Consider the following 22960-nt stretch of genomic DNA (forward strand, 5'->3'; position numbering starts at 1 on the left):
CGCCAACCGACCAACAGGAGTGAGCACGATGAGCCGTATCGAAACCGACAGCCTGGGCCAGATTGAAGTCCCGGACGACGCCTACTGGGGTGCTCAGACGCAACGCTCGCTGATCAACTTTGCCATCGGTCAGGAACGCATGCCGCTACCGGTGCTGCACGCCCTGGCGCTGATCAAGAAAGCCGCCGCACGGGTCAACGACCGCAACGGCGACCTGCCCGCCGACATCGCCCGCCTGATCGAACAAGCCGCCGATGAAGTTCTCGATGGTCAGCACGACGACCAGTTTCCGCTGGTGGTCTGGCAGACCGGCAGCGGCACCCAGAGCAACATGAACGTCAACGAAGTGATCGCCGGCCGTGCCAACGAACTGGCCGGCAATCCGCGCGGCGGCAAGACGCCAGTGCACCCGAACGATCACGTCAACCGCTCGCAAAGCTCCAACGACTGCTTCCCCACGGCCATGAGCATCGCCACCGTCAAAGCGGTGCACGAACAACTGCTGCCGGCGATTGCCGAGTTGTCCGGCGGCCTCGCCGAACTGGCGGCGCGGCACATGAAACTGGTGAAGACCGGCCGCACGCACATGATGGATGCCACCCCGATCACTTTCGGCCAGGAGTTGTCCGGTTTCATTGCGCAACTCGATTACGCCGAGCGTGCCATTCGCGCCGCTCTACCCGCTGTCTGCGAGCTGGCTCAGGGCGGCACCGCCGTCGGCACCGGGCTGAATTCGCCGCACGGTTTTGGTGAGGCGATTGCCGCCGAGCTGGCCGCGCTTTCCGGCTTGCCGTTTGTCACCGCGCCGAACAAGTTCGCCGCGCTGGCCGGCCACGAGCCACTGACTAACCTGTCCGGCGCGCTGAAAACCCTCGCCGTAGCCCTGATGAAAATCGCCAACGACCTGCGTCTGCTTGGCTCCGGCCCGCGTGCCGGTTTCGCCGAAGTGAAGTTGCCGGCCAATGAACCAGGCAGTTCGATCATGCCCGGCAAGGTCAATCCGACACAGTGCGAGGCGCTGTCGATGCTCGCCTGTCAGGTATTGGGCAATGACGTGACGATCGGCATCGCCGCCAGCCAGGGTCACTTGCAGTTGAACGTGTTCAAACCGGTGATCATTCACAACCTGCTGCAATCGATCCGCCTGCTGGGCGACGGCTGCAGCAACTTCCAGCAGCACTGCATTGCCGGGCTGGAACCGGATGCCGAGGTCATGGCCCAACACCTGGAACGTGGCTTGATGCTGGTGACAGCGCTGAACCCGCACATCGGTTATGACAAATCGGCGGAAATCGCCAAGAAGGCTTACAGCGAAGGGCTGACCTTGCGCGAAGCGGCGCTGCAACTGGGCTATCTGACCGATCAAGAGTTCGAGGCGTGGGTGCGGCCGGAGAACATGATCGAGGCTGGGGCCAAGGGCTGAGTCATGTAGCGCCTGCAAGTCAGCCTTCGCGAGCAAGCCCGCTCCCACAGGAAAATTGCATTCCAATGTGGGAGCGAGCCTGCTCGCGAATGCGGCCGACGCGGTTTAACTGGCTGCCATTTTCAGACGCCGCGCCCTGAGCCCGGCCATCAACGACGGCCCCAGCGCCACCAGCGCCGAGCCGAGCACTACCAGCACTGCCCCGCCATAGCCCAGCGCATTGATCTGCTCGGCATGCACATATTCGGGCCAGACCCGCGCCGCAATCGCCACCGCAGCAAACGTCACCAGCGGCGTGATCGCCAGGGTCGCGCTGACCCGCGACGCCTCCCAGTGCGCCAGCGCTTCGGCGAATGCCCCGTAGGCGATCAGCGTATTCATGCAGCACGCCAGCAGCAGCCAGCCTTGCAGCGGGCTCAGGTTCAACGCTTCAAGCGGATGCACCCACGGCGTCAGCAACAACGCGCAGAACAGGTAGATCACCATCATCACTTGCAGCGAATTCCACACCGTCAGCAATTGCTTCTGGCCCAGCGCGTAAAAGGTCCATACCGTCGAGGCCAGCAGCACCAGCAAAACGCCTGCGGTGTAATCGGACAACGAGGTCAGCAATTCGGCCAGACGCTGGTTGAAGAACAATCCGAAACCGATCAGCAGCACCGCCAACCCGATGCCCTGGCCGATGCTGAAACGCTCCTTGAACACAAACAGGCTGGCGATCAGCAACATGATCGGCCCCATCTGCACTACCAGTTGCGCGGTGCCGGGGCTGAGCAGGTTGAGGCCCATCAGGTACAACACGTAATTGCCGACCAGGCCGAGCACCGCCATCAGCACCAGCCAGCCGCCCTTGGGCCCGAGTACCTTGCGGCTCGGCAGACGCTTCACCGACGCCAGGTAGATGAACAGGCAGCCGCCGGACACCATCAGGCGAAACCAGGTCACCGTGACCGGATCCATCACCAGCAACACCTGTTTGAGCTTGATCGGCAGGATGCCCCACAAAAATGCGGTCAGCAGCGCCAGGAACAATCCGTACACCCAGCGCCCCGATGAAATGTGCATGCGAACCCCAAAAGCCTGCTGACAAGAGCACTCATTCTAGGCGCGCCGCCGCGTGCAACACAGGGACAGTTGAGGACAGGCCGCGAATGAAACTGTGCGGGTCGCAGCAGTAAACCGGCGCGCCGCCGTTGATCGCCTCAACAGGCGCCCCAAGTGCTTCAGGCATAAGCTGATTGCAGACGTTTCAGCGCATTGCTCAGGAGACCGACATGTACGCCAAGCGCGCCGACGACAGCGCCCCCGCTCCCGCTACCCGTTTTCGCAGCGACCGCATCTGCAGGGTCAACGGCGAACTGTTTTTCAGCACCCGGGAAAACACCCTTGAGGGGCCGTTTGACGGCCGGGTGATAGAGCAGGAAATTCAGGCTTATATTGCGCGGATGCGGCGGCAGGATTGCAGCCGATAGACTGCAGTGATGCCTTCGCGAGCAAGCCCGCTCCCACATTCGACCGCATTCCTCACCTGGGATCGCGGTTCAGTCCCGAGAATGCTGAGCAGGAAATAAAGGCTTACGTCGCGCGGATGCAGCGGCAGGATTGCAACCGATAGACCGCAGTGCTGCTTTCGCGAGCAAGCCCGCTCCCACATTCGACCGCATTCCTCACCTGGGATCGCGGTTGAATGTGGGAGCGGGCTTGCTCGCGAAGAGGCCGGAACAGACCCAATTATTTGCGGCTTAGCGCACCGCCTCAAACAACCCGCTAGCCCCCATCCCGCCACCCACGCACATGGTGACAATGCCGTAACGCAGATTACGCCGCTGCAGCTCGCGCACCAGATGCCCGACCTGGCGCGACCCGGTCATGCCAAACGGATGTCCGATCGAGATCGAACCGCCGTTGACGTTGTATTTGTCGTTATCGATCTCCAGCCGATCGCGGCTGTACAGGCACTGCGAAGCGAACGCCTCATTTAATTCCCACAGATCGATATCCGCCACCTGCAAGCCTTTGGCCTTGAGCAGTTTCGGCACCGAGAACACCGGGCCGATGCCCATCTCGTCCGGCTCGCAGCCGGCCACAGTGAAACCGCGGAAAAACGCTTTCGGCTTAAGCCCCAGCGCCAGCGCTTTTTCCAGGCTCATCACCAAGGTCATCGACGCCCCATCAGACAGTTGCGACGAGTTGCCCGCCGTCACCGAACCGTCTTCGGCAAACACCGGTTTTAGCGCCGCGAGGCTTTCGTAAGTGGTGTCGGGACGGTTGCAGTCGTCGCGATCCACGACGCCGTCGAGTACCTGCACCTGGCCGGTGTTTTTGTCCTCGACGCGATACTGCACCGCCATCGGCACGATCTCATCATCGAACAGCCCGGTCGCCTGCGCCTGAGCGGTGCGGATCTGGCTTTGCAGCGCATAGTGATCCTGCGCTTCACGACTGACGTCATAACGCCGTGCCACCACTTCGGCGGTCTGGCCCATCGTGTAGTAGATGCCCGGGGTCTGTTGCTTGAGCAGCGGGTTGATCAAGTTGTCGGTGTTGACGCTTTTCAGGGTCAGGCTGATCGACTCGACGCCGCCGGCAACGATGATGTCGCTGCATCCCGAGGCGATCTGGTTGGCGGCGATGGCGATTGCCTGCAAGCCCGACGAGCAGAAACGGTTCAGGGTCATGCCGGCGGTGCCGGTGCCCAGACGCGACAGCACCGCGACGTTGCGACCGATGTTGTAACCCTGCGCGCCCTCGTTGGAGCCGGCACCGACGATGCAATCCTCGACGCTGGCCGGGTCGAGGGCGTTGCGCTCAAGCAGCGCATTGACGCAATGGGCCGCCAGGTCGTCGGGGCGGGTCTGGTTGAACTTGCCGCGAAAGGATTTGGCCAGGCCGGTCCGCACGCTGTCGACGATCACCACTTCACGCATGGCGCATACCTCATTGTTGTTGTCGGTTGAGAGTGGACCTGAGCATAAGTCCACCTTCTTGCCGACCGCGAGGATCATTCACCCGGCGTATGCGCGGCCATCGCCTCAGTGCTTGTGTTTCCTGGCTTTCTTGTCGGATTGCTCGAAAGCCTCTTCCAATGCCCGGTTGATCGTGCGCAAAACCTTGACCCGCGCCCAGCGCTTGTCATTGGCCTCGACCAGCGTCCACGGCGCGATTTCGGTGCTGGTGCGATCGACCATGTCGCCGACCGCTGCGCGATAGGCGTCCCATTTTTCGCGATTGCGCCAGTCATCTTCGGTGATCTTGAAGCGTTTGAAGGAAATCTCTTCGCGCTCTTGAAAGCGCTCCATTTGCGTGTATTTGTCGATCGCCAGCCAGAACTTGACGACGATGATCCCGGCATCGGCCAGTTGCTCTTCGAAGTCGTTGATTTCGCCATAGGCGCGCAGCCAGTCGGCCGGGGTGCAAAAGCCCTCGATCCGCTCGACCAGCACCCGTCCGTACCACGAGCGATCGAATACCGTGAACTTGCCTCGCGCCGGAATATGCCGCCAGAACCGCCACAGGTACGGTTGCGCGCGCTCTTCTTCGGTCGGCGCGGCGATCGGCACGATGCTGTACTGGCGCGGATCGAGCGCCGCCGCGACACGGCGAATCGCCCCGCCCTTGCCCGCTGCATCGTTGCCTTCGAACACCGCGACCAGTGCATGGCGGCGCATGCGTTTGTCGCGCATCAAACCCGACAGGCGCGCCTGTTCGGTGATCAGTTGTTCTTCGTAGTCTTTCTTGTCCAGACGCTGACTGAGGTCGAGGCTGTCGAGCAGGTTCAACTGATCGACCGGCGTGCCCAACGGCGCGGCGCTGACATCGTGAGGACTGACGTCGGCACGCTTGAGCGCATTTTGCAGGCCTTCGAGGAGAATCTTGCCGACGGCCAGGCTGCGGTAATTGGCGTCGGCGCCCTCGATGACGTGCCACGGTGCGTAATCGCGGCTGGTGCGGCGCAGCACGCGCTCGCCGTATTTGACGAACTTGTCGTAGGTCTGCGATTGCTGCCAGTCCAGCGGGCTGATACGCCAGCTGTGCAGGGGATCGTCGGCCAGGGTCTTGAGCCGGGCTTTCATTTGTTTTTTCGACAAGTGAAACCAGAACTTGAAGATCAGGGCCCCTTCATCGCAAAGCATTTTTTCCAGACGCTCGGCGCCCGCGATGGCCTGATCCAGACGCGGATCCTTGAACAGCCCATGCACCCGGCCCTGCAACATCTGGCTGTACCAGTTGCCGAAGAAAATACCCATGCGCCCCTTGGCCGGGAGCATCCGCCAATAGCGCCAGGCCGGCGGTCGCGACAGTTCTTCATCGGTCTGCTGATCGAAAGTGCGCACCTCGATCAGGCGCGGGTCCATCCACTCGTTGAGCAGCTTGACCGTCTCGCCCTTGCCTGCACCTTCGATGCCGTTGATCAGGATGATCACCGGGAAGCGCTTCTGCTGCTGCAATTCGAACTGGGCTTCCAGCAACGCCTCGCGCAGCGCCGGGACGGCGGCCTCAAAGGTGTCTTTGTCGATGGCGTGACCGATTTCAGCGGATTCAAACATGGGCGACGGCTCCTTCCAGGGTTCAGCAAGACTAGCGGATTGGGCATGCAGGCGGCGCATAAATTCCCTGTGGCGAGGGAGCTTGCTCCCGCTGGGTTGCGGAGCAGCCCAAAAACCAGTGCACGCGGTCTGCCAGGAAAAAGCGATCGCAGGTCTGCGCCTGCTGCGCAGCCGAGCGGGAGCAAGCTCCCTCGCCACAAGGGTCAACATTGCTGTGGATCAGGCAGCCCGCGCCTGATCGGCTAGAATGGCGGCCTTGTCGTTGCCGAGCCTGCCATGAAAGCCCCATTGCCCCATGCCCAACTCGATTGGGATGACCACGGACGTCCTCGTTCGCGAGTGTTCGACGACGTGTATTTTTCCGACCAGTCGGGGCTGGACGAAACCCGTTATGTGTTCCTTGAACAAAACCGCCTGGCCGAGCGTTTTGCTGCGCTGCCGGCGGGCGGACGCCTGGTCATCGGTGAAACCGGCTTTGGCACCGGACTGAATTTTCTCTGCGCCTGGCAATTGTTCGAGCAGCATGCCGTGGCCGGTGCGCGGCTGCACTTTGTCAGCGTCGAAAAATATCCCCTGAGCCCTGCCGACCTGCAGCGGGCGCTGGCGTTATGGCCTGAACTCAAATCCCTGACCGATCAGTTGCTGACCCGTTACGTGGCGATCCACCAAGGTTTTCAGCGCATCACCCTGGCCGACGGGCGAGTGACGCTGACCCTGCTGATCGGCGATGTGCTGAAGCAACTGCCCCAACTCGACGGCCAGATTGACGCCTGGTTTCTCGACGGTTTTGCTCCGGCGAAAAACCCCGACATGTGGACTGCAGAACTTTTCGTCGAACTGGCGCGGCTCGCGGCGCCGGGCGCGACCATCAGCACATTTACCAGCACCGGCTGGGTGCGGCGTTTGCTCAATGCCGCCGGGTTCAAAATGAAGCGCACGCCGGGCATCGGGCATAAATGGGAGATTCTGCGTGGCGAGTTTCTCGGCTGGCCGCCAGAGGTCGCAGCGCCCGCCCCGGCAAAGCCATGGTTTGCACGCCCTGCCCCGATGAGTGGCGAGCGAAGGGCCTTGGTGATCGGCGCCGGTCTGGCCGGCTGCGCCAGCGCATCGAGTCTCGCCGCACGAGGCTGGCAGGTGACGCTGCTCGAGCGGCACAACGCGGTGGCGCAAGAAGCGTCGGGCAATCCGCAGGGCGTGCTGTATCTGAAACTGTCCGCCCACGGCACGGCGCTCTCGCAACTGATCCTCAGCGGTTTCGGTTACACCCGCCGGCTGCTCGAATCGCTGCAACGCGGCACCGACTGGGACGACTGCGGTGTGCTGCAACTGGCGTTCAATGCCAAGGAAGCCGAGCGTCACGCGCAGTTGGCAGCCGCCTTCCCCGAGGACCTGCTGCACTGGCTCGACCCGCCACAAGCGCAGGCTGTCGCGGGGGTGGGCCTGAACTGCGGGGGTCTGTATTACCCCGAAGGGGGCTGGGTGCATCCGCCGGCGTTGTGTCAGGCGCAAGCGACGCAGCCGAATATTGAGCTGCTCCCCCATCGCGACGTGCTGCAACTGCGCAAGGTCAATGATCAGTGGCAAGCGTTCGACGGCGAGCACCTGCTCGCCAGCGCGCCCGTCGTGGTGCTGGCCGGGGCGGCAGAGATCAAGCGCTTCGAGCAAACTGCCGAGCTGCCCCTCAAGCGCATTCGCGGACAAATCACCCGGCTCACGCAGACCGCGCAGAGTCAGGCGCTGACCACGGTGGTCTGTGCCGAAGGCTACGTCGCCCCGGCCCGATTGGGCGAACACACTCTCGGCGCCAGTTTCGCTTTCCACAGCGACGACCTGACGCCGACCCTCGCCGAGCACCAGGGCAATCTGGCGATGCTCGAAGAGATTTCCAACGATCTGGTCGCCCGCCTGAGCATCGCCGAGTTGCCGCTCGACAGCCTGCAGGGACGTGCGGCGTTCCGCTGCACCAGCCCGGATTATCTGCCCATCGTCGGCCCGCTCGCTGACCTCGAAGCGTTCAACCATGCCTACGCGGCGCTGAGCAAGGATGCCCGACAAGTGCCGGACACGCCTTGCCCATGGCTCGATGGTCTGTACGTCAACAGCGGCCACGGCTCGCGCGGTTTGATTACCGCGCCGCTGTCCGGCGAACTGCTCGCGGCGTGGCTGGACAATGAACCGCTGCCCCTGCCACGCCCAGTGGCCGAAGCCTGTCACCCCAACCGCTTCGCCCTGCGCCGGCTGATTCGCGGCCAATAACCGCTCAGGCCTCGGGCATCATGCAGATGCCCAGATCGGCCAGACGAACGGCGTCGTCGGTCAGGCGCTGGAGCACCGCCTCTTCAGCCTGTTCGCGATCGAGCTTGATGGCGTCCACCTTACTCAGGTAGTCGGCCGATGACAATTTGCTCGCCCCTTCAAACTCCCGCTCGAGTTTCGCCGCGAACTTTTCATCGATAGGCGAGAACTGACGGGGAAATGTGCGTTTGAGGTAATCGCTCCAGAACGGCTGGCGCAGCATGAACTTCAACAGTTCAGGGGAAAGTTCAGCGGCACTGACGCGGTTCTTCGCTGCCTCCAGATCGGCAGCAGTCACCTTCGCCTGTTCACTGAAGAGCATGTGCCGCGGCTGACCGGGCAGGTCCAGCGTTTCGGCCAGGCCGATGCGAAAAGCCAGATTCACCTCCAGTGCATCGGCTTTGACTTTGGCGGCATGCTCCTCGGCAATTGCGTTGAGTTGGTCCAGTCTGAACAGACCGCGGAGCAGCTTCAACAGCGGTTTGGCTGTGATCTCACCGGAGGCTGCGTTGGTCAATCGATTGACCTCCACCGCAACTTCAAGGTGGCTGAAATTGACCGCCGCGCTGTCGGTACAGATCATCCGGTTGGCCGCTATGTCCAGCAGTTGGTCGCACAACCCAGCGTCAGTTTCCGCAGCCTCAAGTACCGTCCAGACACGGCGTTGCAGATCAGCGCTGCCCTTGGTGCCACCGGCGGTATCGCCCAGTACCGCCAGCAAATGGAACAACGCTTCGGCTCGCGGTTCCTCTTTGAATGCCGTCCAGATCCGCTCACGTGTCGCGCCGACCTCGCCTGCGGTCTCGGTAAACCAGAGTGAGCGAGCCTTTTGCTCGTCAAGTCGGGCAATGTCGTCCGCCAGATACCCCATGCCGACGCCGTAATTCTTGCGATACGTCTCAAGGTGCGTCGCGCTGGTTCTGGACAATGGATTGCGGCTCAGATCAACGGACTGACTGAAGCGTCTCGAGGTGCGGAACAGCCAGAGCGGCAATTCCTTGATCTGGTTATCGCTCAGGTTGATCCAGTCAAGATGCGCGGGCAGCTCAAGGCCCTTGGGCAGCTCCGTAAGGCCGGTCTCGCGCAGCAGCAATTGCCGCAGCTTGACCATGCTGCCGATATCCGGCGTGGCCCCCAGTGGATTAGCGTTGATGTTCAGGTGATGCAGGGTGCGCAACCCGTTGAGTTTTACCAGCGTCTGCTCGGTCAACCGCAGCTGATTGTTCGCCAGACTCAAGCGACCGAGCCTGGGCATATGCGACAGGACTTCCGGCAGGCGCGTGATTTTGTTGTGGTCCAGTTCCAGTGACTCGAGCTGCTTGAACGCTTTGAGGAAGTACACCACGTCATCGCCCTGCTCCATTTCCCGCAGCGACAATCGCTCGATGTGATCGAAGCTCACCCCCGGCGGCAAGGTTGGCAGTTTGCCGACGCGCATCTTGTCGAGGTTGAGCGCACAGACAGATTCACCCTGATCGTTTTCAGCCACAGAAATCCGTCGAAAAGCCTCCTCGATCATCTCGGCAACCGTCTTGCGGCCGTGTCGCACCTCGCCCCAGTCGCCCCCCAGTGCGCGCATGGCGGTCTCGTCTTCACTCCACGCAAACAACGCATCACGCAGTTTGAGCAAATCCTGACGCAAGGCGCGGACACGGGTCGCGCGGCTCAGCGGATCATCACCCAGCTCATCGAGCAATTGTCCGGCCTCGATTTCACTCAGCCGCGGATACAACTTGCGCACTTTGCGCAACAAGGTTCGGGGATGATTGATCGCAGGTGGCTGATCGCCCTGGATGCACGCGGGTTCGACGAGCCGCTCGGTAAACTTGCCGCTGACCAATGTCTGCGCGCTGGCCTCGCGCTCGGCCAGCGCGACATCGAGCAACTGGCTGCGCAACCGTGCAGCCTCGGCGGGTGACGGGTCGGCAAATCCGGCGGCGATTCGCTGGCGCGCCGGCAATGCCTTGAGGACCGCCGTATAGAGCGCGTCGGGGCCCGCTGCCACTTTGCCCAGCGATTTGCCGTCGCCGCCGAATGCTTCGTAGCCTGCGCCGGACTTCACTAGCGAACAGGTGTCGGCGGCGGTCGCTGTTTCGGCGCCGATGGCTTCCAGCACCGGTCCGCTGAGCGTTTTGTCCCGCACCACCAGACGCAGCCCGGCCTCCCAGCCACGCAAGCGTGGCAGCAATTGAATCGCCAGTTTGTCGGTATCGGCCGTGGCGATCCACGGCCAGTGCAATCCCGTCAGCGCACGATCGAGCCGTACCCTGGCGAGCTGCTCGCTGGCCTGCTGTCCCAGGCGCAGCGGTACGCGATCGGCCGAGCGCAGGGACAACCGCTCAACACTGGGCGCGCGGTCGATCAGCGTTTGCGCAACGCGCTGCGGGAGGCCGGCATAGACCGCGCGCAGTGTCAGCACATCCGCTGCTTCACTCTGGTCATAACGCCGGTACATGTGCTCGAACACCGCGCGATGGTCCTCCTCCAGCGCCGTACCGAGTTTTTTCGCCAGCGCTGACTCTTGAGCGCCTTGCGCAACCTTGCTGCCGAGCAAAGTGTCGACTTCGTGCGGGTACAGACCGTCGATGACCGTTTGCAGCAACTGCCCCTGGGCCAACTGGTCTTCGTCGATTTCGACGCAAAGTTGATCGTCGGCCACCCTGGTCGGCGGATAGGCCGCTTTGACTGAACCTTCGGCACGCATCACTTCAATGTAGCGGTCAGTTGGCCAGCCCGGCAGTTTCGGCAAGGCGTGCAACTGTTCCTCGACGGACTGCCCCGAATGGATCTCGCCGCTCTGCAGCTCGCGCGCCAACTCACTTGACTGGCGGCCGATGCGCACGCGTTCCACGGTATCGCGCAATCGCACCGGCAGGCTCAGGTTGTCGCTGAAGACGCGGTGCAAGGTTTCGTACGAGGTGTCGCTGAGCCGGCGCATCATGTCCAGGTCGGTGTCGACGAATTCACTCAAGTGCGGATCGATGCGCTTGAGCGGGTAGGCGCTGCCGGCCCATTCTTCAGTCCTTTCATCGGGAAGCCGCCAGCCGCCTTCGACGTGCCGCGTCAGTTCAGGGGAATACGCCTGCGCACGGCTGGCGTGCTCAAGGCGCCAGACGTTCGTCTCGGAGTCATGGCTGCCGGCAAAGAAGCGCTGATCGACACGGCCAAGGGTCTTGTCACCGATCCGGTAAAACTCCGTGGAGCCATCCGCCACGGTCAGCCCTGCCGGAAGGCTATGTTCATAGACGCTCAGATCAGGTTTCCACAGGCGCGGCTTGCCGGCCCGGTTGAGGATGGCGGTGAACTGGCCGAAAAATTCCGGGTGTGAACGCACGAGCTTTCTGCCCAATGCCCCCAGCGCTTTTTGCCCGCCAGCAAACGCAGCCATCAGCGCGATGTTCTCGGCCACGCTGAGCAGGTGAGACAGGGCTTGCTGATGATCGCCGCGACGCCAGTCTTCGACGCCTTCGTACACCTCGCCGAGCAACTGCCCGACCGCAACGCCCATCATCAGTTGCCCAAGCACCGGCACAAACAAGCCCGCCACCGATGCCACGGTTACGCCCATCTGGAGGAAATCGAGCAAGCGCTTTTGCCGAACATCTTCATCGATATCAGCGGTCGGCACTGCCAGTTTGCGGGCGTCGAGCTGCAACTTGCCGACATGGCTCTGCACCATGAATTCAAACAGTGGTGTGGTGATCGACAGCTGCCGGACGGTGCCCAGCTCCTGGGTGTCGGTAAAGCTTTTGAAAAAATCCGCCTTGGCATCTTCGTCCAGACTTTGCGCGAAATACTCCTGAAACGGCTTGAGCTGCAACTGCTGAGTCAGGTATCGCTTGAAGGCGCTGAAACTGGAGTATTCGTAAAGCGGCCGGTCGGGTTCGCCGGCCATATACACCAGGCACCATTCATCCGGGTATTGCTCCACCGACCGCGCGGAAAACACCACGACGCCCCACACGCAAGCGTCCATGACCTCAAGGCCTTGCATGATCATCGTGCGCCCGCCGTAGCGCAGGCTCTTCGCCGATACCACGCCTTCGGCCTTGATCAAGTCCTGCAGCATGCGCAAGCCGGCTGGCGTGATGTGGCCCTTGAGCGAAGCCAGATGGGTATCGAATTGCAACGACAGCTTCTTCATGCTGGCGATATCGCGGGTCATCGAGCTGGTTGCCACGACCTTGCCATCTTCGTCCCGAAGGCCAAAGACCTGCTGAAAATGCTCCTGGTATTGTTTGCCAAGATCCAGCTCGCGGCAGAACGCGGCGAACGCCGCGGGGGTCAAGTCTTTCACTCCGCCAGGCGCAGCTTTGACGCGCACCACACTGCCATCGGGAAACGCATCAGCGCCCTCCTCGTCTTCGCTGAAATTCTGCATTGCCCCCTGCAACAGGGATTGTGTGGAGTGGTTGATGGTTTCGATACCATCCTTGACAGACGACGGCGGACAGCCGCACGGATCGCCCGGCATGCTCAGCAAATCCTGCTCGACGTCGTACTTCGCCGGCCATTTGCGCTGCAACGCTTCGTTCAGTGCGTTGATGCAAAAGCTGTGTAACGGTTTGAGCCCGGCCAGATCCTTGTCGACCTTGAGCTGAATGTCGTGCAAATCCCGCGCGGTCTGATCGATATCGGCCAGCGTCGCGGTGGAGGCTTTGAGCAAAGACGCCGGCAGGCACTTTTGCAGGGCCTCGGCGGTATCGAGGTCGCCCGTGGCGTCCAGTAGGGTGTTGAGTATCGACCCTTGAGGCAGGTCCTGTTTCTTCTCCGTGGCAGGCATCGGCAATAGTCCTTTATTGCGGGTTTCGGACCTTGACCTTAGCGAGATTACTGCCCCATTAATAATTCAAAAAACCGGGTCTGCCCGGCTGCAAACCAACAGCATTTGTCATCAATAAAATACCCCGCTACCACCACCCGGCGACAAATCTCTGAGCCAAACGGTGTCGCCCTCGTGACGGCCGGGCGTACGCCTGCCAGGCCTGCTTATAACTTATCGATCTAAAACTCCACATACCGAGGCGGGTCAGTTTCTGAGTACCCGCTCTTTTTGCGCGGTACGGCTTGACCCCTCCCCAACGGAAAAACCGGTAAGGACTTTATGTGTGGATTAGCTGGCGAGTTACGTTTTGATCAACAACCTGCAGACCTTGCAGCCATCGAGCGAATCACCCATCACCTGGCGCCTCGCGGCCCTGACGCGTGGGGCTTTCATGCCCAAGGGCCGATTGCCCTGGGCCATCGACGCCTGAAAATCATGGACCTGTCGGACGGCTCGGCGCAGCCGATGATCGACAGTCAGTTGGGCCTGTCACTGGCCTTCAACGGGGCGATCTACAACTTCCCCGAACTGCGCGCTGAACTCGAAGCGCTGGGTTACGCCTTCTATTCCGGCGGTGACACCGAAGTGTTGCTCAAGGGTTATCACGCCTGGGGCGAAGCGCTGCTGCCCAAGCTCAACGGTATGTTTGCCTTTGCCATTTGGGAGCGTGACAACCAGCGTCTGTTCATGGCCCGGGACCGTCTCGGCGTCAAGCCGTTGTACCTGTCGCGGACCGGGCAACGCCTGCGGTTTGCCTCGGCATTGCCGGCACTGCTCAAGGGCGGCGACATCAACCCGATCCTCGATCCGGTAGCGCTCAACCATTACCTGAATTTCCACGCGGTGGTACCGGCACCGCGCACCCTGCTGGCGGGTATCGAAAAACTGCCGCCAGCCACCTGGATGCGCGTCGAGGCCGATGGCCGCACCGAACAGAAAACCTGGTGGACCCTGCCCTACGGCCCGCGCGAGGACGAGAAAAACCTCAACCTCGAAGACTGGGTCGATCGTGTGCTCGACAGCACCCGCGAAGCGGTGGCGATTCGGCAGCGTGCAGCGGTCGACGTCGGCGTGCTGCTGTCCGGCGGTGTCGATTCGAGCATGCTCGTCGGTCTGCTGCGCGAAGTCGGCGTTGAGAACCTGTCGACCTTCTCCATCGGCTTCCAGGATGCCGGCGGCGAACGCGGTGATGAGTTCCAGTATTCGGACCTGATCGCCAGGCACTACGGCACCCGCCACCATCAGTTGCGAATCGATGAGAAAGAAATCATCGAGCAACTGCCCGCCGCGTTCCGCGCGATGAGCGAGCCGATGGTCAGCCACGACTGCATCGCTTTCTATCTGTTGTCCCGGGAAGTGGCCAAGCACTGCAAAGTGGTACAGAGCGGCCAAGGCGCGGATGAGTTGTTCGCCGGTTACCACTGGTACCCGCAAGTCGACGGCGCGGCGAATCCTTACGCCGCCTATCGCGATGCGTTCTTCGATCGCAGCTACGACGACTACGCGGCGACCGTGCAGCCGAAATGGCTGGTCGACCACGATGCGGCCGGCGACTTCGTCAAAGAGCACTTTGCCCAGCCTGGCGCCGATGCCGCGGTGGACAAAGCCTTGCGTCTCGACAGCACGGTGATGCTGGTCGATGACCCGGTCAAACGCGTCGACAACATGACCATGGCCTGGGGCCTGGAAGCGCGTACGCCGTTTCTCGATTATCGACTGGTCGAACTGTCGGCCCGCGTTCCGGGCAAATTCAAGCTGCCCGATGGCGGCAAGCAAGTGCTCAAAGAAGCGGCGCGTCGAGTGATTCCAAGTGAGGTGATCGACCGCAAGAAAGGCTACTTCCCGGTACCCGGTCTCAAGCACTTGCAGGGCGACACGCTCAATTGGGTACGCGACCTGTTGCTTGATCCCAGCCAGGATCGCGGCCTGTTCAACCCGACCATGCTCGACAAGCTTTTGACTGATCCGCAAGGCCAGTTGACCCCGTTGCGCGGTTCGAAACTGTGGCAACTGGCGGCCCTGAACCTGTGGCTCAGTGAACAAGGAATCTGATCGATGAAACCCCACCCCACGTCCATCAACCAACGCCTGCTACGTGGTCAGTCGCCCTCGTATGAACGTTTGCAGGCGCGCCTGGCCGAAGACGGCAGCGAACCGGCCACCGCGCCGATTGCCGTGCATTGCGGCTGGGGCCGGCTGCTGATCGGCCACACGTTTCCCGATCCGGCCTCGCTGGCGCAGGAGTTGCTCAACGAGCAACCGGGCGAGCGCGACATCGCGCTGTACGTCGCCGCGCCGCAACAGATTCTGGGCCTGGAACCGACGCAATTGTTTCTCGATCCCTCCGACACCTTGCGTCTGTGGTTCAGCGATTACCGCCAGGCGACCCGGGTGTTTCGCGGTTTCCGCATTCGCCGCGCGCAGAGCGAGGCGGACTGGCAAGGCATCAATCGTTTGTATCAGGCGCGCGGCATGCTGCCGATCGATCCCGAGTTACTCACCCCGCATCATCAGGGCGGCCCGGTGTACTGGCTGGCCGAGGATGAAGACAGCGGCGCAGTGATTGGCAGCGTCATGGGCCTCAACCACCAAAATGCGTTCAACGACCCGGAACACGGCAGCAGCCTGTGGTGCCTGGCGGTCGATCCGCATTGCACGCGTCCCGGAGTGGGGGAAGTGTTGGTACGGCATCTGGTCGAGCACTTCATGAGTCGCGGCCTGGCCTATCTGGATTTGTCGGTGCTGCACGACAATCGCCTGGCGAAAAACCTCTATGCCAAATTGGGTTTCCGCAACCTGCCGACCTTCGCGATCAAGCGCAAGAATGGCATCAACCAATCGCTGTTTCTCGGCCCGGGGCCGGAAGCCAACTTCAACCCGTATGCGCGGATCATTGTCGAAGAAGCCCATCGGCGCGGCATCGATGTGCAGGTCGATGACGCCGACGCCGGGCTGTTCACCCTCAGCCACGGCGGGCGCCGGGTGCGTTGCCGCGAATCGTTGAGCGACCTGACCAGCGCCATCAGCATGACCCTGTGCCAGGACAAAAGCCTGACCCATAAAGTACTCAAAGCCGCCGGATTGAACTTGCCCGCGCAGCAGCTGGCAGGCAATGCCGACGACAACCTGGCGTTTCTCGATGAGCATCAGCGGGTGGTGGTCAAACCCCTTGACGGTGAACAGGGTCAGGGCGTGGCGGTGGATTTGCGCAGCATTGAAGAGGTGCAGCAAGCCATCGAAATCGCCAGGCAATTTGACGCTCGCGTGCTGTTGGAGAGCTTTCACGAGGGGCTCGACCTGCGCATTCTGGTGATTGGCTTTGAGGTCGTTGCGGCGGCGATTCGCAAGCCTGCGCAAGTGGTCGGCGACGGCCAGCATTCGATTCGCGCGCTGATCGAGGCGCAGAGCCGGCGCCGTCAGGCCGCCACGGGTGGCGAGAGCAGAATCCCGATGGATCAGGAAACCGAGCGCACGCTACAGGCGGCCGGCTATGGCTACGACAGCGTTCTGCCGGCGGGCGAGCATTTGTTCGTGCGGCGTACGGCCAATCTGCACACCGGTGGCACGCTGGAGGATGTCACGGCGATTCTGCATCCCACGCTGGTCGATGCCGCAGTGCGCGCAGCGCGGGCGCTGGATATCCCGATGGTCGGTCTCGACCTGATGGTGCCGGCGGCGGATCAGCCCGACTACGTATTTATCGAAGCCAACGAACGCGCCGGCCTGGCCAACCATGAACCGCAGCCGACGGCGGAGCGGTTTGTCGATCTGCTGTTTCCGCACAGTCAGCCGGCGATCTCTTGAATCTTCATTGTTCGGGCTGACGCCTTCGCGAGCAGGCTCGCTCCCACAAGGGAATGCCTTCCAAATGTGGGAGCGAGCTTGCTCGCGAAAGGGCCCCATCAGGCGCCACAAATTTTCTCCCTCATCGAAACCATCGGTGTGCTCAACCCATCAGGAGTTTCCATGACCATGACCTCACACATCCCCGAACCGGATCTGAATTACCTGCAGAAAGTCCTCCTGGAAATGCTCGCCATTCCCAGCCCTACAGGGTTCACCGACACCATCGTGCGCTATGTCGCCGAACGGCTGGAGGAGCTTGGCATTCCCTTTGAAATGACCCGCCGCGGGACCATTCGCGCCACGCTCAAGGGCAAAAAAAGCAGCCCTGACCGCGCCGTTTCGGCCCACCTGGACACCATCGGCGCTGCCGTGCGCGCGGTTAAGGACAATGGCCGCCTGACCCTCGCCCCGGTCGGCTGCTGGTCGAGCCGTTTTGCCGAGGGCAGTCGCGTCAGCCTGTTCACCGACAACGGCGTGATTCGCGGCAGTGTCCTGCCCTTGCTGGCCTCCGGACACGCCTTCAATACCCAGGTCGATGAAATGCCGATCAGTTGGGATCACGTCGAACTGCGCCTGGACGCCTATTGCGCAACCAAGGCCGACTGCGAGTCCCTGGGCATCAGCATCGGTGACGTCGTCGCCTTCGACCCGCTGCCGGAATTCACCGAAAGCGGCCACATCAGCGCGCGCCACCTGGATGACAAGGCGGGGGTCGCGGCGCTGCTCGCCGCACTCAAAGCCATCGTCGACAGCGGGCAGGAACTGATGATCGACTGCCATCCGCTGTTCACCATCACCGAGGAAACCGGCAGTGGCGCGGCGGCGGCCCTGCCGTGGGACGTGAGCGAATTCGTCGGCATCGACATTGCGCCGGTCGCGCCGGGCCAGCACTCCAGCGAACATGCCGTCAGTGTGGCGATGCAGGACTCCGGCGGGCCTTACGACTATCACTTGTCACGGCATCTGCTGCGCCTGGCCGGTGAGCATGAACTGCCGGTGCGCCGGGATCTGTTCCGCTACTACTTCAGTGACGCGCACTCGGCGGTAACAGCCGGCCACGACATCCGCACCGCCCTGCTCGCCTTCGGCTGCGATGCGACCCACGGCTATGAACGCACGCACATCGACAGTCTGGCGGCGCTGAGCCGTTTGCTCGGGGCCTACATTCTCAGCCCGCCGGTGTTTGCCAGCGATGCGGCGCCAGCCAATGCGTCGCTCGACCGCTTCAGCCACCAGATCGAGCATGAAACGCAGATGGAGAGCGACACCCGGGTGCCGTCGGTGGACAGTCTGGTGGGGCAGCGTTCCGACAGTTGAATCCTTGTTGACGCCTTCGCGAGCAGGCTCGCTCCCACATGGACATACGGTCTCCTGCGGGAGCGAGCCTGCTCGCGAACGGGTCGGCACAGCCCATACAAAACTGGCAGACAAAACCCAATCGCCGTAGCATCGCGCCATTGATCCAGCCGAGGTGCCCATGCTCATTCCCCACGACCAACTTGAAGTCGACACCCTCACCCGCCTGATCGAGGATTTCGTCACCCGCGACGGCACCGACAATGGCGACGACACGCCGTTGGAAACCCGCGTATTGCGCGTGCGGCAGGCGTTGACCAAAGGCCAGGCGCTGATCGTCTTCGACCCGGAAAGCGAGCAGTGTCAACTGATGCTCAAGCACGACGTGCCCAAACATCTTTTCGACTGAGGCCCTCAGCGGGCCTTTTCGACGGCGCGTTTGCGCTGGATGCGCTGGTAAACTTCCGCACGGTGCACATTGACCTCCTGCGGTGCCTCGACACCAAAGCGCACACTGCCACCGTTCACCGACAGCACGCGCAAGGTAATGTCGTCTCCGATTGAAATCAGCTCACCGACAACACGGCTGAGTACAAGCATGGGATTCGTCCTTCAGGATTAACAAACCCTGAAGATGCGCGGCTTGGCGGCGCTGCACAATCCGTAGCCGACAAATCAGTTTTGCCCTACACACCAGACAGAACCAAGCCTTCAGACGCTTCCCACAAACACCTCAAGCGGCGGAAAATCGCGGCCCGAACAGAATCACACTGGCGCCGATGACGCACAGCGCCATACCGATCCAGTCCGATCCCAAAGGACGCACGCGCTCCACCACCGCCAGCCAGCCGATCGAGGCGACAATATAAATCCCGCCATAAGCGGCATAGGCACGACCGGCGTAAGCGGCTTCGACGCGGGTGAGTAACAGGGCAAACACAGTCAGACTGAGCACTGCGGGAATCACCCACAAGGCGCTTTTGCCCTGACGCAACCACAAATAAAAAGCGAAACAACCGGCGATTTCAAACAACGCCGCAAGGAAGAACCACAGGTAATTGAGCATTGATGCGTCTCGACAGGGTGACCATGGCGGTCACCCTAACGACGCGGCGTGCGGGGAACAAGATCAAGCGTTGTTTTGTTTGGCCTTGGCGCGCATTTTATCGGCCATGGTGGTCATTTCGTTGTAGAGCAGTTGCGGGTTTTTCTGTTTGATGGCCCAGGCCATGCGCCCTTGTTCGTGGGGCAGAATCATGAATTCGCCAGCGGCAACTTGCTGATAAATGTAGTCGGCAATGTCCGCGGCGCTGATTGGCGAACTTTCCAGCAGTTTACCGACCTGCGCTTTCATGGCCGGAGTCGGTCCGCGGAAAGAATCAAGCAAGTTGGTCTGGAAGAACGATGGGCAGACCACGTGCACGGCCACTTCCTGCTGTGCCAGTTCAATCAACAGACTTTCCGACAACGCCACCACGCCGGCCTTGGCCACGTTGTAGTTACTCATGGCCGGGCCTTGCATCAAGGCGGCCATGGACGCGATGTTGATGATCTTGCCCTTGCTTTGCTCCAGCAACGGCAAGAACGCTTTGCAGCCTTTGACTACCCCCATCAGATTGATCGCGATCTGCCAGTCCCAGTCTTCCAGCGACAGTTCACTGAAGAAACCACCCGAGGCCACACCGGCGTTATTAACGATGATGTCGATGCCGCCAAGCTTCTCTTCGCAGGCTTGGGCGAACGCGGTGAGCTGGCTGTAATCGCGCACGTCGCAGCGCTGGATAAAACCGTCGCCCCCCGCCTCGCGGACCATTTTCAGGGTTTCCTGCAGGCCGGGTTCGCTGACGTCGGACAAGGCCAGGTGCCAGCCTTCGCGCGCCCAGCGCAGTGCGATTTCGCGACCCAGGCCTGAGCCTGCGCCAGTGATCATCATGCGATTTTGCATAACAGACAGCCTTGTTGTTCTGGGGAAGATGCGCGGAGTGTAGCGAAGGAACCGTGCGCGCCCACGCTCCATCAAGTTGCTGAATGCAGGATCAAAAGATCAGCGCCTGCGCTAATTTTCGATGAATCCCTGTAGGCGCTGTCGCGTGCAACGAGGCTGCGATCTTTTCGCTTAAAACGAAATAACCGAGCAATCCAAATAGATTAAAAAAACATTGAATTTTTTTTCATTGGCACACGTCGGAACATGTAAGCCGGCTGGAATTTAGTTGCTCTCCAGCTGCCCACTGAGCATCAAGACTCTTCCAGACTCTGAACAAGGAAATCACCCATGGGCACAATTCTAATCATCATCCTGATCCTGTTGCTGATCGGTGGTCTGCCGGTCTTCCCGCACTCCAGAAGTTGGGGTTATGGCCCGTCGGGCATTATCGGCGTGGTGTTGGTCGTGCTGCTGGTGCTGTTGTTACTCGGCAAGATATGACGATTTGAAGCGTTAAAAAAAGAGGCCCTTTTTCAAGGGCCTCTTTTTTATTGCATGGACTTTACCGCGTCATCAGTCCGGTTTGCCGTGGATCACACCGGCGGTGTTATCCATCAGACTCTTGGTCGCCGTTTGCAGGAACGACTCCAGCTTGAGTTTGAGTTCAGCGGTACGCGGTGCATTGGGCACTACTTCGGCGTGCGGATTGGCACCGAGCTGGTATTGCCAGATCTTCGGCCCCATGTCCTTGTCACGCGGCAGCACAAGAATCTGATCGGCCGTGACGATGGCGGTGGTCTGCTCGCTGCCCGACGGTTTGATCACGCCGAAACCGGTATCGCCTTGCGGCAGGTTGAGCAGATCGCGGCCCCAGCACTGGTGACGCACTTCGCCACCGAGACGACCCATGATGGTCGGCACGATATCGATCTGCGTGCCTACGGTGTGGTCACGGGTGCCGAATTTTTCCTGGATACCCGGCGCAATCATCAGCATCGGTACGTTGAAGCGGCCCAGGTCCATCTCGGTGATCTGGCGCTCGTTGCCGAAGCCGTGGTCGCCGACGATGACGAACAGGGTTTCGTTGAAGTACTTCTCTTTGCGCGCCTTCTCGAAGAACTGCCCCAGCGCCCAGTCGGAGTAGCGCATGGCAGTCAGGTGTTCGTTGAGGCTGCCACGGTCAGTGACGCGCTCGACCGGCAATGGCGTCGGCAAGGCGTATGGCGTGTGGTTGGACAGCGTCTGCAACAGCGCATAGAACGGCTTGCCGTTTTCCCGCGCCTTGAGCTCCTGCAGGCCACGATCGAACATGTCCTGGTCGGACACGCCCCAGGTCGGATCGGAGAACACCGGGTTGACGAAGTCGTTACGGCCAACGAAGTTGGTCATGCCCTGGTTGCTGAAGAAACCCGACTGGTTGTCCCAGGCGAAGTCGCCGTTGTAGACATAGACGTCGTCGTAGTCACGGGCGCTGAGCAACTGCGGCAGGCCCGACAGCTTGTGGCTGCCTTCCGGCGTCTGCATCAGGTATTCGAAACCTGGCAGATTGGGGAAGCAGGCCATGGTCGCGAACATGCCTTGGTGGGTGTGGGTGCCGTTGGAGAAGAAACGGTCGAACAGCAGACCCCCTTTCGACAGCTTGTCCAGATACGGAGTGATATTGCCCGGCGCACCCAGCGCACCCACCGAGTGACCGGCCATGCTTTCCATCAGGATCACGACGACGTTCTTGATCGGCAGGGTCTTGTCGGCCGGTGGCGTGTAGTCACGGCGCACCGCGGCGATGTCGGCATCGACCAGTTTCTCGTCGGCCATCACCAGCATGTCGCGCACCACTTGCTGCGCCTGTTCTTGCGGCAGCGTGGCTTTCCAGATGTTGTCACGGTCTTCGCCCATGCGCGATTTGGCGGCGGCGATCAGTGACAGCGTGCCGTTGAGGCCGAGCTGGTTGGCGAAGTTCGAATCGGTGGTGTAGACGTCGCCCCAACGCATGGGCGGGCCCTGACGCAGGGTGCCACGCGCGGCAACCACGCAGATCAGCAGGCAAACCACGAACACCGCCAGACGGGTGTACCACGGCGCCACCTGACGGCTGCTGACGCTGCCGCCGCTGAATGGCCCGCGCGGACGTGTGGCGCGGTCGGCGCCCTTGAACGCCAGGGTCAGAATGACCGTGCCGACGACCCACGCCAGCAGATAGCGCACCACCGGGAAACCGTACCAGAGCATGCTCATCACGGTTTTCGGGTCTTCTTTCACGTACTGGAACACCAGGCCGTTGAGGCGCTGGTGGAACTCGCGGTAGAAGTCCATCTCCATCAGGCCGAGGAACAGCGCGATGCTCGAAGCGACCGTCAGCCACAGACGGAAGAAGCCGCGTGCCGCCATGGCGCGGGCGCTGAACAGCGACAGCACCAGCGGAATGCACAGGTAGACCACCAGGCGCAGGTCAAAACGCAGGCCATTGGCGAAGGCTTCGAGGAACGTCGAAGCCGGAGTATCGAGGATCATCTCGCGGTTGTAGACCAGCAGCGCGAGGCGCAGCACGGAAAACATCACCATCATGACCAGCGCACAAAGCAGCGTGTAGGCCAGATGCGATTTGACGGTCGGTTGCAGCAGGCGAGCAGAAGATCGCTGCTGATTCAGGGCGTCCGGGTTTGCCATGTCGTTTTAGGACCCATTGGAAGTTGAAGTTGCAAAAATACAGCGGCGCCATGCCCTCTATTGGTCATTCCAGACCCCGGGGCGTGCGCAGTGCGCAAATGTTGCACGATCATCCACACCATTGCCATTGATTA

At 61.3% G+C, this 22960-nt stretch carries 16 protein-coding genes; 8 read left to right on the top strand and 8 right to left on the bottom strand.

The genetic code is table 11. The annotated features are described in order from the left end of the window. The first annotated feature begins 28 nt into the window (after positions 1-28). Positions 29-1423, top strand: a complete 1395-nt coding sequence (locus HU755_RS12995; RefSeq protein WP_186633162.1) for a class II fumarate hydratase — start codon at positions 29-31, stop codon at positions 1421-1423. A gap of 105 nt (positions 1424-1528) precedes the next feature. Here HU755_RS12995 and HU755_RS13000 read toward each other — a convergent pair whose 3' ends face one another. Then, positions 1529-2488, bottom strand: a complete 960-nt coding sequence (locus HU755_RS13000) for a DMT family transporter (RefSeq protein WP_186547024.1) — start codon at positions 2486-2488, stop codon at positions 1529-1531. Between the two features lie 209 nt (positions 2489-2697). Here HU755_RS13000 and HU755_RS13005 point away from each other — a divergent pair, with 209 nt between their 5' ends. Continuing rightward, complete coding sequence (locus HU755_RS13005) at positions 2698-2895, top strand: DUF6316 family protein (RefSeq protein WP_186633165.1); 198 nt, start codon at positions 2698-2700, stop codon at positions 2893-2895. A 270-nt stretch (positions 2896-3165) separates the two neighbouring features. Here HU755_RS13005 and HU755_RS13010 read toward each other — a convergent pair whose 3' ends face one another. Both HU755_RS13010 and pap read right to left on the bottom strand, forming a co-directional pair. Then, positions 3166-4350: a thiolase family protein gene (locus tag HU755_RS13010; protein WP_186633169.1), complete on the bottom strand. Its 1185-nt coding sequence runs from the start codon at positions 4348-4350 to the stop codon at positions 3166-3168. Between the two features lie 105 nt (positions 4351-4455). After that, positions 4456-5970: a polyphosphate:AMP phosphotransferase gene (gene pap / locus HU755_RS13015; RefSeq protein WP_186633172.1), complete on the bottom strand. Its 1515-nt coding sequence runs from the start codon at positions 5968-5970 to the stop codon at positions 4456-4458. A gap of 276 nt (positions 5971-6246) precedes the next feature. On the opposite strand from pap, the gene mnmC reads away from it, so the two are divergent. Next, positions 6247-8226, top strand: a complete 1980-nt coding sequence (mnmC, locus tag HU755_RS13020) for a bifunctional tRNA (5-methylaminomethyl-2-thiouridine)(34)-methyltransferase MnmD/FAD-dependent 5-carboxymethylaminomethyl-2-thiouridine(34) oxidoreductase MnmC (RefSeq protein WP_186633175.1) — start codon at positions 6247-6249, stop codon at positions 8224-8226. Positions 8227-8230: 4 nt separating this feature from the next. On the opposite strand, the gene HU755_RS13025 is transcribed toward mnmC, so the two are convergent. Continuing rightward, positions 8231-13048 (bottom strand): NEL-type E3 ubiquitin ligase domain-containing protein, encoded by a 4818-nt coding sequence (locus HU755_RS13025; protein ID WP_186633178.1) that lies wholly within the window; start codon positions 13046-13048, stop codon positions 8231-8233. Between the two features lie 321 nt (positions 13049-13369). On the opposite strand from HU755_RS13025, the gene HU755_RS13030 reads away from it, so the two are divergent. The 4 genes from HU755_RS13030 to HU755_RS13045 all read left to right on the top strand — a co-directional run bounded on the left by HU755_RS13030 (position 13370) and on the right by HU755_RS13045 (position 18641). After that, complete coding sequence (locus tag HU755_RS13030; protein ID WP_186633181.1) at positions 13370-15142, top strand: N-acetylglutaminylglutamine amidotransferase; 1773 nt, start codon at positions 13370-13372, stop codon at positions 15140-15142. 3 nt (positions 15143-15145) lie between these two features. Continuing rightward, positions 15146-16894: an N-acetylglutaminylglutamine synthetase gene (gene ngg, locus HU755_RS13035; RefSeq protein ID WP_186633184.1), complete on the top strand. Its 1749-nt coding sequence runs from the start codon at positions 15146-15148 to the stop codon at positions 16892-16894. A gap of 168 nt (positions 16895-17062) precedes the next feature. Further along, a complete protein-coding gene (locus HU755_RS13040; protein WP_186621653.1) occupies positions 17063-18253 on the top strand; it encodes an osmoprotectant NAGGN system M42 family peptidase in 1191 nt (396 codons plus the stop codon). A gap of 160 nt (positions 18254-18413) precedes the next feature. Beyond that, positions 18414-18641: a YheU family protein gene (locus HU755_RS13045; protein ID WP_003199186.1), complete on the top strand. Its 228-nt coding sequence runs from the start codon at positions 18414-18416 to the stop codon at positions 18639-18641. 5 nt (positions 18642-18646) lie between these two features. Here HU755_RS13045 and csrA read toward each other — a convergent pair whose 3' ends face one another. From csrA to HU755_RS13060, 3 genes are all read right to left on the bottom strand, one after another. Continuing rightward, positions 18647-18832 carry a carbon storage regulator CsrA gene (csrA, locus tag HU755_RS13050; RefSeq protein WP_186547016.1) on the bottom strand — a complete coding sequence of 62 codons (186 nt, stop codon included), beginning with the start codon at positions 18830-18832 and terminating at the stop codon, positions 18647-18649. A gap of 133 nt (positions 18833-18965) precedes the next feature. Next, complete coding sequence (locus HU755_RS13055; RefSeq protein WP_186621640.1) at positions 18966-19298, bottom strand: YnfA family protein; 333 nt, start codon at positions 19296-19298, stop codon at positions 18966-18968. 63 nt (positions 19299-19361) lie between these two features. Beyond that, positions 19362-20177 carry an SDR family oxidoreductase gene (locus tag HU755_RS13060; RefSeq protein ID WP_186621641.1) on the bottom strand — a complete coding sequence of 272 codons (816 nt, stop codon included), beginning with the start codon at positions 20175-20177 and terminating at the stop codon, positions 19362-19364. Between the two features lie 330 nt (positions 20178-20507). Between HU755_RS13060 and HU755_RS13065 the strand changes: the two genes are divergently transcribed. After that, complete coding sequence (locus tag HU755_RS13065) at positions 20508-20660, top strand: DUF3309 family protein (RefSeq protein WP_003183939.1); 153 nt, start codon at positions 20508-20510, stop codon at positions 20658-20660. Positions 20661-20732: 72 nt separating this feature from the next. Here HU755_RS13065 and HU755_RS13070 read toward each other — a convergent pair whose 3' ends face one another. Next, positions 20733-22826 carry an LTA synthase family protein gene (locus HU755_RS13070; RefSeq protein WP_186633187.1) on the bottom strand — a complete coding sequence of 698 codons (2094 nt, stop codon included), beginning with the start codon at positions 22824-22826 and terminating at the stop codon, positions 20733-20735. Between the last annotated feature and the right edge of the window lie 134 nt (positions 22827-22960).

Source organism: Pseudomonas sp. SWRI111 (assembly GCF_014268555.1).
GTDB classification, from domain to species: domain Bacteria; phylum Pseudomonadota; class Gammaproteobacteria; order Pseudomonadales; family Pseudomonadaceae; genus Aquipseudomonas; species Aquipseudomonas hamedanensis.

Bases quoted from the DNA above. Each gene is read 5' to 3' on its own strand.
- csrA (WP_186547016.1), bottom strand. From the start codon at position 18,832: ATGCTTGTACTCAGCCGTGTTGTCGGTGAGCTGATTTCAATCGGAGAC.
- HU755_RS13045 (WP_003199186.1), top strand. From the start codon at position 18,414: ATGCTCATTCCCCACGACCAACTTGAAGTCGACACCCTCACCCGCCTG.
- HU755_RS13025 (WP_186633178.1), bottom strand. From the start codon at position 13,048: ATGCCTGCCACGGAGAAGAAACAGGACCTGCCTCAAGGGTCGATACTC.
- HU755_RS13000 (WP_186547024.1), bottom strand. From the start codon at position 2,488: ATGCACATTTCATCGGGGCGCTGGGTGTACGGATTGTTCCTGGCGCTG.
- HU755_RS13040 (WP_186621653.1), top strand. From the start codon at position 17,063: ATGACCTCACACATCCCCGAACCGGATCTGAATTACCTGCAGAAAGTC.
- HU755_RS13055 (WP_186621640.1), bottom strand. From the start codon at position 19,298: ATGCTCAATTACCTGTGGTTCTTCCTTGCGGCGTTGTTTGAAATCGCC.
- HU755_RS13070 (WP_186633187.1), bottom strand. From the start codon at position 22,826: ATGGCAAACCCGGACGCCCTGAATCAGCAGCGATCTTCTGCTCGCCTG.
- HU755_RS13005 (WP_186633165.1), top strand. From the start codon at position 2,698: ATGTACGCCAAGCGCGCCGACGACAGCGCCCCCGCTCCCGCTACCCGT.
- mnmC (WP_186633175.1), top strand. From the start codon at position 6,247: ATGAAAGCCCCATTGCCCCATGCCCAACTCGATTGGGATGACCACGGA.
- ngg (WP_186633184.1), top strand. From the start codon at position 15,146: ATGAAACCCCACCCCACGTCCATCAACCAACGCCTGCTACGTGGTCAG.
- pap (WP_186633172.1), bottom strand. From the start codon at position 5,970: ATGTTTGAATCCGCTGAAATCGGTCACGCCATCGACAAAGACACCTTT.
- HU755_RS12995 (WP_186633162.1), top strand. From the start codon at position 29: ATGAGCCGTATCGAAACCGACAGCCTGGGCCAGATTGAAGTCCCGGAC.
- HU755_RS13010 (WP_186633169.1), bottom strand. From the start codon at position 4,350: ATGCGTGAAGTGGTGATCGTCGACAGCGTGCGGACCGGCCTGGCCAAA.
- HU755_RS13065 (WP_003183939.1), top strand. From the start codon at position 20,508: ATGGGCACAATTCTAATCATCATCCTGATCCTGTTGCTGATCGGTGGT.
- HU755_RS13060 (WP_186621641.1), bottom strand. From the start codon at position 20,177: ATGCAAAATCGCATGATGATCACTGGCGCAGGCTCAGGCCTGGGTCGC.
- HU755_RS13030 (WP_186633181.1), top strand. From the start codon at position 13,370: ATGTGTGGATTAGCTGGCGAGTTACGTTTTGATCAACAACCTGCAGAC.